Raw genomic sequence first — 13,838 nt, forward strand, 5'->3', positions numbered from 1 at the left:
GGCGAGCGCAGTCTTTTTCTATAATGGTTATTATTTTGACTCTTTAACAACTAGTTTAAGCGGTGCCGCAATCAGCTTTTCTACGGTTTTGCCTTCTAATACATCCTTAGCGGCTTGAATGGCTAGCTGGCCAATTAATTCAGGCTGCTGAGCAACGGTTCCTGTTAATTTACCAGCTTCGATGGATTTAAGTGCATCTTCATTTCCATCAAAACCAATCACAGGGATATTCTTGCCTGAACTTTGAATGGCTTCAATGGCACCTAGCGCCATTTCATCATTATGAGCGAAAACTGCTTGTACGCCAGGATTTCCTTGTAGAAGGTTCTCCATAACGGTCAGGCCTTTCGTACGGTCGAAATCAGCCGTTTGCTTAGCAATGACATCTAGCTGGCTGTCCGCAATTTCATGGAATCCCTTACCGCGTTCCCGAGTCGCTGACGCTCCTGGGGATCCTTCTAGCTCGATGACCTTTGCACCTTTCCCAAGCTGCTCTACAATATATTCTGCCGCCATAGAGCCACCCTTTACATTGTCAGAGGCAACTAGAGCTTTGATATCCCCTTGATCTGCGGAACGGTCCAACGTAACGACGGGAATATTTAAACTGTTAGCTGTTTGCACTACCGTCGAGATCGCTGATGAATCTACAGGATTGATCAATAACGCATTCACACCTTTTTGCATCAAATCTTCGACGTCATTACTTTGTTTAGCAGAATCATTTTGGGCATCAATGACAAGGACTTCCAAGCCTTGCTTCTTAGCCTCGGCCAAAACACCATCTTTAACGGATACAAAGAAGGGGTTATTCAATGTAGATATGGATAATCCAATCTTCATATTCTCCATGCTTCCACCACTGCTAGGCTTAGCCCACTCTGGAGGCTCCAAGGAACATCCTGTCATGAGAATTAATAGTAAGGAAGTAAGAATCAAAGTTAACTTTTTCATGTTGGAATCCCCCTTATACGGCTTTCTTACGGTCTATGAGTACGGCAATGGCAATAACGATCCCTTTGACCACCATCTGGTAAAAAGAGGATACGCCGAGCAAGTTCAAACCATTGTTCAAAATCCCGATAATCAGTGCACCAATCAATGTGCCTACGATACGTCCACGACCACCAGTTAAGCTCGTACCGCCTAATACTACAGCTGCGATAGCATCCAGCTCATAGGATGTGCCTGCTGTGGGTTGTGCTGAGTTCAATCTGGAAGTCAGGATAGCTCCTGCCAATGCGGACAACATACCGGTCAATGAATAGATCATAATTTTAATGCGGTCTACTTTAATCCCTGAAATAATTGATGCTTTTTCATTACCACCAATGGCATAGGTTTTACGACCAAATGGAGTTTTGTGCAATACAACCCATAAGACTGCGAAGACGATGAGCATTGTTATAGCAGGTACAGGTATTCCCAGTAAATATCCACGACCAAACAATTGGAAGGTCATGCTGTCTCCAAGACCTGTGATTGGATTACCGTCTGTGTATACAAGAGTTAATCCCCGGAAAATCGTCATGGTCGCCAACGTAGCGATAAATGGTGCCATTTTACCTTTGGTAATCATGAGTCCATTGACCATCCCCATCACACCACCCGCTAAACAACCTACAATAATAGCTAAGACAGGATCCCAACCTGACAACATCAGGTTAGCTGTGAAGGCACTGGATAGGGCTAGAATAGAACCCACCGATAAATCGATACCACCCGTTAGAATAACAAAGGTCATCCCAAAAGCGATAAGCGCATTTATGGCAACTTGTCTAAGCAAGTTCAGGATATTAAGGGGCTCCATAAAGCTTGGGTTCAACACCGTAACGATAACAATTAGAATAATCAGCCCTAGTAATGGACCTAGCTTCTGTGTAATTTGCCCGATTTGAAAACCTTTATTTTCTCTCTCACCTTTGATAGTTGTCATTACTATTGCCCCCCTGTAGCTAACGTCATGATTTTTTCTTGCGTAGCTTCTTGTTGTGATAGCTCTCCACTAATTTCCCCTTCATGAACCACTACGATCCGGTCGCTCATTCCTAAAACTTCAGGAAGCTCTGACGATACCATGATAATGGCGACTCCACGTTCCGTTAATTCGTTCATGAGCTGGTAGATCTCCCGTTTAGCTCCTACGTCCACTCCACGGGTAGGTTCATCGAGGATAAGCACACTTAAGCCAATCCCAATCCATTTGGCGATGACCACTTTTTGTTGATTCCCCCCGGATAAATTCCGGACCAAAGTGGAGGAAGACTGTGTCTTGATGTGCAGCCGTTTGATAAGTATGTCTACAAATTCTTGTTCTTTTTTATCAATGATTACACCCTTAGGAGCGAAGCTATATAAATTTGTAAGGACCATATTGTCTCGAATAGAGAAATCAAGCACTAACCCTTCATCTTTCCGATCCTCCGTAACGAATCCTATCCCCGCCTTCATCGCATCATTGGGATTTCGAATCGTGACCTTTTCTCCCCGTACCATAATCTCACCACGGTCTAACGATTCCAATCCGAATAAGGTTCTCATCATTTCTGTTCGTCCAGATCCCATTAATCCTGAGAAGCCTAAGATCTCACCAGAACGAACGGAGAAATTAACATCTTTAAATTGCCCTTTTTTCGTGGCATTTTTGACTTCAAGAACAACCTCTCCGGGTTTGGAGGTACGCTCAGGAAACCGGTCAGTTAATTCACGCCCTACCATCTTCCGAACTACATCATCGAAGTTAGTCTCTGGAATGGGCTTCGTGTCTACTGTTTTCCCATCTCGCATGACCGTTATTCGGTCACATATCGTAAAGATCTCTTCCATCCGGTGCGAAATATACACGATGGAGACGCCTTCCTTTTTAAGGGAAGTTATGACTTCGAACAATTTTTGGATTTCCCGTTCGGTTAATGCCGCTGTCGGTTCGTCCATGACGATAACTTTTGCATGAGTCATAAGCGCTTTTGCAATCTCAATCATCTGTTTCTCACCTACCGAACATTCCCCCGCCTCTTGATTTAAGGGAATCGTTACGGAGAGCTTACGAAATTGTTCATTTGCTAACGCTTTCATCTCTTTCATATTTAAGATCCCTAGTTTGGAGGTTCGTTCCTTACCAATAAACAGATTATCTAGAACCGTCATATCCGGCCACACGTTCAGCTCCTGATGGATAAAAGCGATCCCATAACGTTCAGCCTCTTTGGGATTATTAAAGTATGTTTCCTGACCATCTATAGTAATGGTCCCTTGATCACGCTGATGCAGTCCAATCAGAATGTTCATCAGAGTAGACTTGCCTGCGCCATTTTCTCCCATCAGGGCATGAACTTCGCCATCCTTCAGTTCAAAATCCACACCCGTCAACACACGGTTAGCCCCAAAAGATTTATAAATATCTTTCATCGTAATGTGCATACGCTTTGAACCCCCTTTTTATCAAAAATAGACCCCGGCTTGTAAAATACAATTTGCATAAGGCTTAGCTTCCCCCGTACGAATGATGACCTTCGCATGCTGGGTTAACCATTTAAATTGTTCATGTGAAATCGCCTCTATAGGTATTTCCTTAAATTTGTCATTCAAGTATTCAGAGGTATCTTTATTTTTTTCAGCTAATTCCTCTGCTACGATAACTTTCTCAATGACCATATCCTCTGAAATGATTTCGACAAGCTCTTGGAAGCTGGGAACTCCCAATTTAAGTGCTAAATCAATCTTTGGAACACCAGGTGGAACGGGTAATCCAATATCAGCAATGACAATCGTATCGGTGTGGCCTAAATCAGTAAGCACTTTGGAAATATGACTGTTTAAGATTCCTTGTTTTTTCATAATTAAAGACTCACCTCCACCTCTACTCTTGTTGGCATGCCACCTTGGGCACCAAATTTTGTGACGGATAAAGAAGCCGCGCGATTGGCAAACTTTACACTAGTTCGAATAGACTTGCCTTCAGCTAGAGCAACAGCAAATGCCGCATTAAAAGTATCTCCTGCTCCAGTGGTATCTATAGCATTCACTTTATAGGTGGGAACTAAAACTTCCTGTTTACCATCGTAATAACGCACACCATTGCTGCCCTCGGTAATAAATAACTTATTGGGATATTTGCGTAAAGCTTCAGCAGTACTCATCTCAGGAAATAATATTGCACATTCATGTTCATTGGGTGTTAAATAGGTGGCATTGTTTATAATCGTTTCACTGATAGGACGAGCAGGTGCTGGGTTAAGCAACATAGGCACATTGAATTTGTGGCAAATCTCACTTACAAAAGACACCGTTTCTTCCGGAATTTCTTGTTGGATTAATACCATGTCAGAGCCTTTAATATTCTCAAGTGCCCGTTCAACCAAAGCAGGAGTAACTAAATCATTGGCTCCTTTTACAACGATAATGCTATTATCACCTTCCGCTAAAATGATGTGGGCTGTGCCACTTTCGGCATGTGTAACCGGTTCCACATTGGCGGTAAAAACGCGATTCTTTTTCAGATTATCCATGATAGCGGTACCATAGAAATCATCACCTACACAACCAACCATCGTAACTTCTGCTCCAAGACGGGCAGCAGCGACTGCTTGGTTCGCGCCCTTACCGCCCGGAACGGTGGAGAATTGTTCTCCAAGCACAGTCTCACCCGCGTGAGGTCGCTTATTCGAAGTCACTACTAAATCCATTGAACAGCTGCCAATTACACAAATCTTAGCCATTTTCATCAACCTTTCTCATGTTGTCATCTATTCTTTACTCTTGTAGTTTCCCGCTCCACAAAGCTAACGGGTAGTTGAATAATCTTCTCTTCCACCTTATCTTGCTCAATTAGCTTAATAAGTAAACCCGCCGCTTCTCTACCCATATCATGTGCCGGCTGGCGAATGGTGGATAAAGCAGGTGACAACAAGCTGCTAAGCGGGATATCATCGAATCCGATGATTTGCAGATCCTGCGGCACTCTTTTACCTAAACGATGTGCTTCATGAATGACTGCCGTCGCGACAATATCATTACTGGCAATTACGCCATCTGTATCTATATATTTAGCAAATAACTCCACAGCCCATTGTTCTGCTACTGTATGGGAGAAGGATGAAGTTTGGATCACATTATAGCTGATTCCCATTTCATTAAGTACTTCAATCGCCCCAAGAAATCGATCTTGTGCAGGTTTGATATGCGCCGGTCCTTGTATTACTGTGATTTTTTTGCTTCCCCGTGCGATAATCTCTTGTGCTGCAAGACGTCCGCCCTTTTTGCCATCTGCGTATACGGAAGGGCTATCGTTAGAAGTACGGTCCAGAAATACGACCGGAATTTTCAAGTTAGAATAAACGTCGCTCTCAGGGAAGTTGGTTGACGATATCATACCAATGACATTATTTTGGATAAAGGTTTGAATATAATCCATCTCTTTGTCCTCGTTCTCATCACTATTGCCAAAGATGATCCGATAACCTTGCTCCTGCATCCGATCCTCTATCCCCCGCGCTAACTGCGGGAAGAAGGGGTTGGTAATATCAGGCAAGAGCAGCCCGATTAATTTAGATTTCCGCTTGTACAATGATCTTGCAACCTCATTAGGGGTATAATTCATTTCTTTGATCGCTGCCTCAACCTTTTTGCGAGTATCGATATTCACATATCCAGATTCATTTATAACCCGTGAGACTGTTGCTACCGAAACTCCAGCTATTTTTGCGACATCTTTGATCGTCATCATTCTTTAATTCATCCCCCAATGTGTAACCGGTTACATGTATTACATAAATTAGATTATCACATAACCTTTTCATTTACAAATCTTTTTTTTGATCATAAAGCTAACAAAAGATACCAATTATATATCGATATCTTTTGTTATTTGAATTTATTCATCTGCAAAGCGATTTAATAATTTTATTGTATTGAAGTGCATACCTTCATGGTAAAGTGTGAAATTTATGAATTCACCGATTGAATTTAAGGTTAATCCACTTCCTGTTGTAAGAGGGGTTACTTGCTCACTTAAGCGATTGTGAAAAGCTTCCTGGATCCGTTTGGGTTGCTCCGTAAGCATCTCAAGTAAAACTTCAAGCGTTGGCGGTTCCTCATTCCACTCGGCTGGTTTAGTCCCTTTCGCAAATAAGCGTTCAAAGCTTGCCGGCAATTGCATAAGCTCCCTAGCAGAATGAAAGGCAAACTTCTCTTGCACCAAATAAATATGTCCCAAGTTCCAGCGGATATTGTTATTAAAACCTTCTGGAATACTATCTAAAATTTCCTCAGATAGTCCCTCGACAGCACGCACAGTAACACTACGCACAAACTTAAGTTGTTTGAATATGATTTGATCCATTATGACCCCTCCTAACTTTTATCCATAGTTTACCATAAGCTTATCTTTAATTTCCTAATATTATTTTAAACTTAATTGTTTCATAACGAACGTAATAAACGACTGCATATAACTTTCTTGAAGTTCCTTCTTTCTGTAGCCCATCCATATCGAATGCTTGGAGACTACATTTTCTACTGCTACATTAGCTAATGTTCCCTGATCAAGATAAGGTTTCGCCAACAAAGCAGATACATAACTAATTCCATAACCGGCAATCACAGCTTGAATAACTTCATTCACTCCATTAAATTGAAGCCCAATCGTTGGCTGCTGTACACTTCTTTCTTCACACAACCGGACAAGCCGCTCTCTGGCTGCACTGCCCTCTTCTCTCATAATAAATGCTTCAGACATCACTTCTTCAAAGCTAACCTGCTGATTGGCATAAGGGTGCTGGGAAGAAACCACGAATACATACTCGTCCCTATATAACTCCCGATGTTCGAACACTCCTGTATTATGCGAAGGAAACTCCATATCACTGTAAATCGCCACGTCTGCTTCAAAATTATTCAATTTTTCCATGACTCCATGAGAATTAGTAGTAGTGATCTGAATGTTAACTTCCGGAAAAGATTGTTTAAATAATGACGCCCACCGGGGAATGAGGATGCTTGTCGCCAAATAATTACCTGCAATCCGCAGATTCCCCTCAGGAAATTTGTGATAGTCTTCAATGATTTGCTGGACTTGATCACCCATGGCAAAAAACTTCTCAAGAGGTTCGATTAACCTTTTTCCTAAAGGGGTGAGCACCATCCTCTTTCCTTTAATTTCAAATAACAAAATATGATTCTCCCGTTCAAACTTACGGATTTGCGCTGATATAGCGGGTTGACTGATATGCAAACGTTCAGAGGCTTTGGTCACACTACCTGTGATCGCAACGTAATAAAACAATTTTAATACATGATAGTTCATCGTGATCTCTTCCTCACTTCATAAAATAATATCTGTATTCGCCGCTTATCCTCAGTCATTTTACTATAACTATACATTATGGATGTTAACTATTATATATTGTTTATTTATATTTATTTCTTTTATACTTACAACTATTCATAAGGGAGGTTTTGTTAATGACAAAGACAGTATTATACTTAACCCGCCACGGGCAAACAGAATGGAATTTACAAAAACGAATGCAAGGGCATCAAAATTCTGCGCTTACAGCCTTGGGCGAACAGCAGGCCGAATGGTTAAGGGATCGTTTGCAAGTAGAAAACTTAGGCGCAATTTATTCTAGTACTAGTCCAAGAGCATTGCATACTGCGCAGATTTTACGGGGAAAGCGGAGTTTACCTATTCAACAGCAAGTTTCTTTAATGGAAATAAACATGGGGAGCTGGGAAGGAATGAATACGGATCAGATACAACTAGAATCCCCTTTACAATATTCCCATTTTTTCACCAGACCCGATCTATATATTCCTCTAACCTCAGGTGAGACTTATAAGCAGCTTGAAGAAAGAGTAGTGCCGACAATGGAGCGCATCATAAACGATAACGTAGGGCTAGAGGTGCTCATCGTCACCCATCGGATGACTTTAAAGGTCATTATGGCTTATTTTCTTAATAAATCATTGCAGGAAATAGGGGAGTTACCGGATATTCTCTCTACTGCATTATGTAAAGTAACCCTAACTGATAACAATACAACCATCGATCTGTATGGAGATACTTCACATTATCAATGACTATGTATTAAAAAAATAAAAAGGTAACTCCGATTAACGGGGCTACCTTTTTAGCGTTCAACATTAAATATCCACACTTTTGATTATAAAACTGCGGACCTTCATCCATTTGCCTGAAATGAATTCATCAATCGTTTTCGTCTTTGGTCTAACGCAAAAGCGGTGTTTTGCCCCTTTATCAAAGCCCACAGCTTCAAAAATTAGGCTGTCCCCTATTTGCTCCTTGAAGAACACCTGCTTTAATCCCAACCTATTTAACATTTCAAGCTTTACGCTCTCAATATATGTGCGCGAATACTCCTTAGACATATGTGTTCCTCCTAGTAGTGGTAGTAATATTATAAGTCAATAGGAAGAAAATCAACAATAGTTCATATATTCATCATCCACAAAAAAACAACCAGGCAGCAATTCTCCGTTATTGGAGGTTCGCTGACTGGTGTTTTGGGTCTGTTGTGATTTGCTTGATAGGTTATGAGCTAAGCTTAATCATTCGTAGCTTTCGGATAACCACTCCGTTGTAGCGCACTATCTTGATATATCTGTAAGATAACTGCAATCTATACACTTATTCGATATCCACAAGGGCTAATTCTAACTTTAAGTGTATTCTATACAATTAAAAACTAGAGAAATAGCCTATAGAGTATTAAATCAGGAAAATAGATGTACAAAATACAGCTATTTGCATTGGCCGGGCGTTTTGAGCATTTTAGTTGTACAAAATACAGTTAAAACCATCTACTGTACACTTCAATGTTTCATACTCCATTACTTCATACTCCATTACTTCATACTCCAATAATTCACTGCTTCAATACTCCATTACTTGTTACTTCGAAGCCGTTGGCTCTCATATGGTAACTAGATGGGGTGTAGTCCATTATGAGTCAGCCCATTCATACTGATTCCTTTTTCCTGAACCTATCCGGATAATTCTATCTATATAGTTAGTCCTTCTACTTCTACCTAATCGAAATCATCACTAACTTATTTAACTTCAGTTGCCCCAGTCACTTTACCTTCAATCCCTGCAGTTGCTTTCACATCTTCGTTTGCGAAGTAAAGATTTCCATCAATAGTCGAAGTTTCATGCAGATTAAATCCGTTCGCATCTACATAAACATCACCTTTAATGGTTCCGCCTTGAACTCGTAAATTTTCACTTTGTACAGTTAACTTAGGTACAGTGAGTGTGTAATTGGCAGTAACTTTGTGATCAGCGTCTTGGGCATAAAGAGCAATCTTACGGTAGATGTCGCCGTCTGCGGCCCCTTTATCATGGAATTCGCCTTCAACAACAACATCTTGGGCAATGGTCACATCATTTAGAATGGCAATAATCCAGTTTCCATCTTTACTTACAGCCTTGGTAAACGCATCTGCTTGATTTACGATTGAAGCTGTAGTAACTGCATCCGTTTGCTCTGTAGCTGGAGCCGTAGTAGCCGCCAAATTAGTCGCATTATTATTATTCGCACCACAACCAGACAAGACTGCAACCGAGACGCCTGCTACTAACATCATTTTAAATAACTTCATTTTAAATCCCCCTTGTTTTTGATTATAAATTAATTATATATTAAAATTTTTAATAAATAGGTGAAAATTTTCACAATATTGTGTCGTTATCTGAAGCGGTTTCACAAAGGTGATTAATTCCATACAAAAAGGACACTCCCAATAACTGCGGAAGTATCCTCATAGTCTTTATTACTATAATTTTTCAGATTAAATACCCTCTTGAAAAAGATATGGAACCATCATACTCTACACTTACTTTTTTAATGTTAGGTTTATGCAAAACATCAGCATAAAAATAATACAGCGGAAGGATGACCATTTGGTCAATGAGCATTTTTTCAGCTTTTGCATAAAGCTTGTTTCGTTCGCTAGTGTCTAATGTAAGCCTAGCTTGTTTAATATAACTATCATAAAGTGCACTGCTCCAGCCCGAATCATTATCGCTGCTCCAAGATGTGAAATAATCTAAAAAAGTCGATGGATCGTTATAGTCGGCTGCCCATGCCGCTTTTGCCATTGTATAATTCAGCTTAAGACGATTATCAAGCAGATCTTCCCAGGGTTGAACCTCAAAACCTACTGTAATGCCCAGATTTTTGTTCCAGCTGTTAATAACGGCTTCTGCAATTTCTTCATGCCCTTCATTTATAATAATCGAAAAACTAGTAAGCTGAGTTAAGCCCTCTTCCTTCAAACCTTCCTGAAGTAATTTCTTAGCCTGTATTACATCCTCTTTGAAATACCGTGTATCAATAATCTCTGATCTAAAATTCAACTTGGAACCACGAATACTCCGAGGAATAAAACCGTAAGCAGGTGTACCATAGCCGATAGATTCTCGGTTAGCTGCCATGGCTAATGCTTTACGTATCTTCAGATTTTTGAAAGGTGCTTTGCTTAGATTGAACTGATAATAATATGTAGAAGCATACGGCAATGCATATAACTCCTGAGGGAATACAGAATTTAAAGAAGCCTTATCTATCAGCTCATCTTTTGCCCCTACCCAGTCAACTTCATTGTTTAAGTAGGCCATAGTTGGCGAAGGTGTTCCAGCTTTAGGCCGAAGTAGATGCACCTCTGAGAAACGAATTTCTTGCGCCGCATAATAGTTTGGATTTTTAATTAGATGAATCGAATTTTCATCCCACTGTTGCAGTTTAAAAGGGCCATTAGTAACCATAGTTTTAATATTGTACGCCCAATTCTTATCTGCTTTCGCGACTTGCGCATTAATTGGCATGTAAATACTTTCCGTGAGAAGCTGCGGGAAATGTGAAGTTTTTTCATTCAAAGTCACTTGGAGTGTATCGTTATTTAACGCTTTCACACCCACTTTCGAAGACTCCTTTAGCTTCCCTTTATGATAATTCTCTGCGTTAGCAATTATGAACATTTTGAATGCATAGCTATTCATAGACTGAGGTGCAAGCGCTTGTTTCCATGCATACTCAAAATCTGAAGCCTTAACCTGCTGCTGATTACTCCATTTTGCGCTCGGCCGCAAGGAGAACGTGTATGTTTTCCCATCCTTGGAGACTGTCCACGACTTGGCTATCCCGGGAACCGCCTCTCCCGCATCATTCAAACGCACCAATCCCTCAAATATCCCTTTAATGACCGTAGTCGTACTACTATCTGTGGAAGTGGCAGGATCTAGATCTACAGGAATATAATCAAAACCAATACGCAACACCTGTTTAGCCTGTACAGCAGATGCAGTGTTCTCTTCACTTACATTTAAACCTATTAGTAATACTAAAACAAAGAGAACATGGAGCAATTTTTTCATCGACACTTCCCCTATTTCTATTATTTTTATTAACTAGAATAACATGGAATCTATTAATTCCGATAGATTAATTTCACCGCAATTCTTCCATTTCTAGAACCTAGCAGGGTCATCTAACTGCACACTCACTTCCCATTGACGCTTTGGGATCAGAATGTTAATCTTTAGAAAATATCACAAGGATAAGGGAGCTATTTACTGGTGAAAAAGACAACCATGAAGGACATCGCACTTCGTGCCAATGTCTCCGTCGCAACAGTGAGCTATGTTCTGAATCGTGTCTGCAACCAAACCATTCCTGAGAAAACGCGCCAGCAGATTCTTCAGCTTGCCGAGGAACTACACTACATACCCAATCTGGCGGCACGTTCACTTGCGAATCAGAAAACAGGATTGGTAGGTGTGCTTGTTAACACCTCAGCCCATACACCACACTGGAAGCTCCATGCCCAGTTCTCATTTATACATGCCTTGGAACAACGGTTAACAAATGCTGGTTACCATACGCTGCTATATTCACTTGATGTTGATCAGCCTTCTTTGGATATTATCGTAGAAAGAAAGCTGGAGGCTGTATTTCTGATCGATGTGCGCGAGGAAGCCTTTTATTCGATCTCCAAGCATTTTGTAGAAGGAATTCCTTTGATTCTGATCGACAGCATGATTGAAGATAAACTCTTTAAGCAGGTCCTTTTCAACTATCGAGCAGCTCTGCAAAAGGTAAAACCACAGGACCTTTCACAGGTATGTTTAATTATGGAGAGCTTCAATAACTCTTTCCTCACCCGCTTTATTCAGGACAGTATTCCATTACCTGAAGAAGCGATATTCACCGTTGTCAATTTGGAGGAATTAAATACATTCTTACAGGAGGGGGACTATAAAGAGGCCATTGTCATTAATGAGTTTATTGGAAGTTACGTTGAAAAAAACGGGAGGTTCGAACAACTCTCTGTGCTTTGCACCTGCAATTGTCCGGAAATATTAGGCGATGACGTTCATAAATTCATTTTCACAGGGGATAAAGCGGCTACTGCATTTGAACTCATGGACAAATTATTGCATCATTCTGACTACTCCGCACAAGAAAATAATTGTTATTTTGTAGAATAATTTTTTTGTCTATTCACTTAAGCGTTTAAGTTGAAGGGAGCATAACTTATGCCTGATCCTGTATTAGTGAAACAAGTTCCCCCTGCTGTTCAAGCTCATCCCTCTCTTTGGGGAAATCGGAGATTCCTGCTGCTACTCAGTTCGTACTCCATTTCCTTATTCGGTAACACTTTTCATAGTATTGCTTTAAGTTTATGGGTACTGCAAACGACCGGCAGCGCCAAAATGATTGCCATCATCACGATAATCAATTTAGTGCTCAGTTCTTTACTTGGATCGATAGGGGGAACTTTTGCGGATAGGGTCAATCGTCGAACCCTCATGCTGATCACCGATCTGATAAGTTGCGGACTCGTAGTGACACTTGCTTTAGCCATTTCCCTGCCCTCTACATCGTTCATTATAGTCGCTATACTGACGGGTCTTACGACCGTTTCAGCTTTATTCCAGTCCCCGGCATACCAAGCTTCTATCACTACTGTTGTTGGTAAAGAACATCTACAAAAAGCGGTAGGATTGTTGAACTTGTCTGAAAACATCTGCCGGACTATTGGTTATTCAGCCGGTGGTATTTTCGTAGCGAGTTTTGGAGCAGCCGACGCTATTTTATTTGATGGAGCTACATTTTTCCTCTCCTTTCTGCTCGTTTTAGCAGTTCGCTCCCTTCCTTTGCCAACTCAATTAAATAACGCACCCAAGAAAGAACGGAAATTCACACAGGATCTGGTTGATGGAATTCGCTATATTTGGAGGTATCCTTTCGCACGCGCCGTTATGATTATGCTTCCTACCTTAACCTTATTTTTTGTCCCCTCCCTGATGTTGACGCAGGTTATGGCCGTCAAAGTGTGGGATTCCACTCCCTTTCAGTTTGGACTTATTGAAGCCTGTATTCCACTTGGTTATATGATCGGGTCCGGACTGATCTTGCTGCTTGGCTCCAAATTGAAAAACAGAGGTTTCCTTATTATGACTGGACTGCTATGTCTCGGTCCCCTGTACCTCCTGTTATCATTCGTCACTTCCGCTGCGATTGCCATTCCTATCATTCTTGTGATTGGCTTCATGTTCTCATTCTCCACGTTGCTGATTAATACAATCCTTAGGCTGGAAGTTTCAGAAGACATCCAGGGTAGGGTGTTCGGTGTATTAGGTTCTATCATGAGTGTAGCCCCATCCATTGGTCTTACTGCTGTCTCGTTCTTGTCTGATCTCTTCAGCCCTGGTCCTGTCATGGGTTCAATCGGAGTCTTACTGCTGCTGTTTGCCTTATCAACTATCACTAAATTAAAGGTAATTCGAAACTACAAGTAATTTCAGAATGTATCCT

At 41.0% G+C, this 13,838-nt stretch carries 14 protein-coding genes; 3 read left to right on the top strand and 11 right to left on the bottom strand.

From position 1 onward, the window contains the following. Positions 1 to 30: 30 nt before the first annotated feature. The 8 genes from rbsB to NSQ50_RS19590 all read right to left on the bottom strand — a co-directional run bounded on the left by rbsB (position 31) and on the right by NSQ50_RS19590 (position 7,303). Positions 31 to 954 (bottom strand): ribose ABC transporter substrate-binding protein RbsB, encoded by a 924-nt coding sequence (gene rbsB, locus NSQ50_RS19555; protein ID WP_036688935.1) that lies wholly within the window; start codon positions 952 to 954, stop codon positions 31 to 33. Positions 955 to 967: 13 nt separating this feature from the next. Continuing rightward, positions 968 to 1,936, bottom strand: coding sequence for an ABC transporter permease subunit (locus tag NSQ50_RS19560; RefSeq protein ID WP_036688938.1), 969 nt, complete (start codon positions 1,934 to 1,936; stop codon positions 968 to 970). 2 nt (positions 1,937 to 1,938) lie between these two features. Continuing rightward, the gene (locus NSQ50_RS19565) at positions 1,939 to 3,420 is read right to left on the bottom strand and encodes a sugar ABC transporter ATP-binding protein (protein ID WP_076225063.1); all 1,482 of its coding nucleotides are present in this window, start codon (positions 3,418 to 3,420) and stop codon (positions 1,939 to 1,941) included. A 21-nt stretch (positions 3,421 to 3,441) separates the two neighbouring features. Continuing rightward, positions 3,442 to 3,837 carry a D-ribose pyranase gene (rbsD, locus tag NSQ50_RS19570; protein WP_038572233.1) on the bottom strand — a complete coding sequence of 132 codons (396 nt, stop codon included), beginning with the start codon at positions 3,835 to 3,837 and terminating at the stop codon, positions 3,442 to 3,444. Between the two features lie 2 nt (positions 3,838 to 3,839). Then, positions 3,840 to 4,718, bottom strand: a complete 879-nt coding sequence (rbsK, locus tag NSQ50_RS19575; RefSeq protein WP_036689135.1) for a ribokinase — start codon at positions 4,716 to 4,718, stop codon at positions 3,840 to 3,842. 23 nt (positions 4,719 to 4,741) lie between these two features. Then, positions 4,742 to 5,725, bottom strand: coding sequence for a LacI family DNA-binding transcriptional regulator (locus tag NSQ50_RS19580; protein ID WP_076225064.1), 984 nt, complete (start codon positions 5,723 to 5,725; stop codon positions 4,742 to 4,744). Positions 5,726 to 5,872: 147 nt separating this feature from the next. After that, positions 5,873 to 6,340, bottom strand: a complete 468-nt coding sequence (locus tag NSQ50_RS19585) for a DinB family protein (RefSeq protein ID WP_076225065.1) — start codon at positions 6,338 to 6,340, stop codon at positions 5,873 to 5,875. A 60-nt stretch (positions 6,341 to 6,400) separates the two neighbouring features. After that, a complete protein-coding gene (locus NSQ50_RS19590; protein ID WP_036688950.1) occupies positions 6,401 to 7,303 on the bottom strand; it encodes a LysR family transcriptional regulator in 903 nt (300 codons plus the stop codon). 158 nt (positions 7,304 to 7,461) lie between these two features. On the opposite strand from NSQ50_RS19590, the gene NSQ50_RS19595 reads away from it, so the two are divergent. Further along, a complete protein-coding gene (locus NSQ50_RS19595; protein WP_076100194.1) occupies positions 7,462 to 8,079 on the top strand; it encodes a histidine phosphatase family protein in 618 nt (205 codons plus the stop codon). 63 nt (positions 8,080 to 8,142) lie between these two features. Here NSQ50_RS19595 and NSQ50_RS19600 read toward each other — a convergent pair whose 3' ends face one another. The 3 genes from NSQ50_RS19600 to NSQ50_RS19610 form a co-directional block, all read right to left on the bottom strand. Next, on the bottom strand, positions 8,143 to 8,388 hold the full coding sequence (locus NSQ50_RS19600; protein ID WP_036688955.1) for a hypothetical protein: 246 nt from the start codon (positions 8,386 to 8,388) through the stop codon (positions 8,143 to 8,145). Between the two features lie 681 nt (positions 8,389 to 9,069). Further along, positions 9,070 to 9,621, bottom strand: a complete 552-nt coding sequence (locus NSQ50_RS19605) for a polymer-forming cytoskeletal protein (protein ID WP_076141070.1) — start codon at positions 9,619 to 9,621, stop codon at positions 9,070 to 9,072. Positions 9,622 to 9,805: 184 nt separating this feature from the next. Then, positions 9,806 to 11,395 carry a peptide ABC transporter substrate-binding protein gene (locus NSQ50_RS19610; RefSeq protein WP_076141071.1) on the bottom strand — a complete coding sequence of 530 codons (1,590 nt, stop codon included), beginning with the start codon at positions 11,393 to 11,395 and terminating at the stop codon, positions 9,806 to 9,808. A 201-nt stretch (positions 11,396 to 11,596) separates the two neighbouring features. On the opposite strand from NSQ50_RS19610, the gene NSQ50_RS19615 reads away from it, so the two are divergent. Together NSQ50_RS19615 and NSQ50_RS19620 are read left to right on the top strand one after the other, a co-directional pair. Further along, entirely contained in the window at positions 11,597 to 12,508 is a 912-nt protein-coding gene (locus NSQ50_RS19615; RefSeq protein ID WP_051491589.1) for a LacI family DNA-binding transcriptional regulator, read from the top strand. A 48-nt stretch (positions 12,509 to 12,556) separates the two neighbouring features. Then, entirely contained in the window at positions 12,557 to 13,822 is a 1,266-nt protein-coding gene (locus tag NSQ50_RS19620) for an MFS transporter (RefSeq protein ID WP_036688957.1), read from the top strand. The last annotated feature ends 16 nt before the right edge of the window (positions 13,823 to 13,838 follow it).

This window comes from Paenibacillus sp. FSL R10-2788 (assembly GCF_038003885.1).
GTDB lineage: Bacteria > Bacillota > Bacilli > Paenibacillales > Paenibacillaceae > Paenibacillus_AQ > Paenibacillus_AQ odorifer.

Coding starts and splice junctions, on each gene's coding strand:
- rbsB (WP_036688935.1), bottom strand. CDS start 954: ATGAAAAAGTTAACTTTGATTCTTACTTCCTTACTATTAATTCTCATG.
- NSQ50_RS19560 (WP_036688938.1), bottom strand. CDS start 1,936: ATGACAACTATCAAAGGTGAGAGAGAAAATAAAGGTTTTCAAATCGGG.
- NSQ50_RS19565 (WP_076225063.1), bottom strand. CDS start 3,420: ATGCACATTACGATGAAAGATATTTATAAATCTTTTGGGGCTAACCGT.
- rbsD (WP_038572233.1), bottom strand. CDS start 3,837: ATGAAAAAACAAGGAATCTTAAACAGTCATATTTCCAAAGTGCTTACT.
- rbsK (WP_036689135.1), bottom strand. CDS start 4,718: ATGGCTAAGATTTGTGTAATTGGCAGCTGTTCAATGGATTTAGTAGTG.
- NSQ50_RS19580 (WP_076225064.1), bottom strand. CDS start 5,725: ATGATGACGATCAAAGATGTCGCAAAAATAGCTGGAGTTTCGGTAGCA.
- NSQ50_RS19585 (WP_076225065.1), bottom strand. CDS start 6,340: ATGGATCAAATCATATTCAAACAACTTAAGTTTGTGCGTAGTGTTACT.
- NSQ50_RS19590 (WP_036688950.1), bottom strand. CDS start 7,303: ATGAACTATCATGTATTAAAATTGTTTTATTACGTTGCGATCACAGGT.
- NSQ50_RS19595 (WP_076100194.1), top strand. CDS start 7,462: ATGACAAAGACAGTATTATACTTAACCCGCCACGGGCAAACAGAATGG.
- NSQ50_RS19600 (WP_036688955.1), bottom strand. CDS start 8,388: ATGTCTAAGGAGTATTCGCGCACATATATTGAGAGCGTAAAGCTTGAA.
- NSQ50_RS19605 (WP_076141070.1), bottom strand. CDS start 9,621: ATGAAGTTATTTAAAATGATGTTAGTAGCAGGCGTCTCGGTTGCAGTC.
- NSQ50_RS19610 (WP_076141071.1), bottom strand. CDS start 11,395: ATGAAAAAATTGCTCCATGTTCTCTTTGTTTTAGTATTACTAATAGGT.
- NSQ50_RS19620 (WP_036688957.1), top strand. CDS start 12,557: ATGCCTGATCCTGTATTAGTGAAACAAGTTCCCCCTGCTGTTCAAGCT.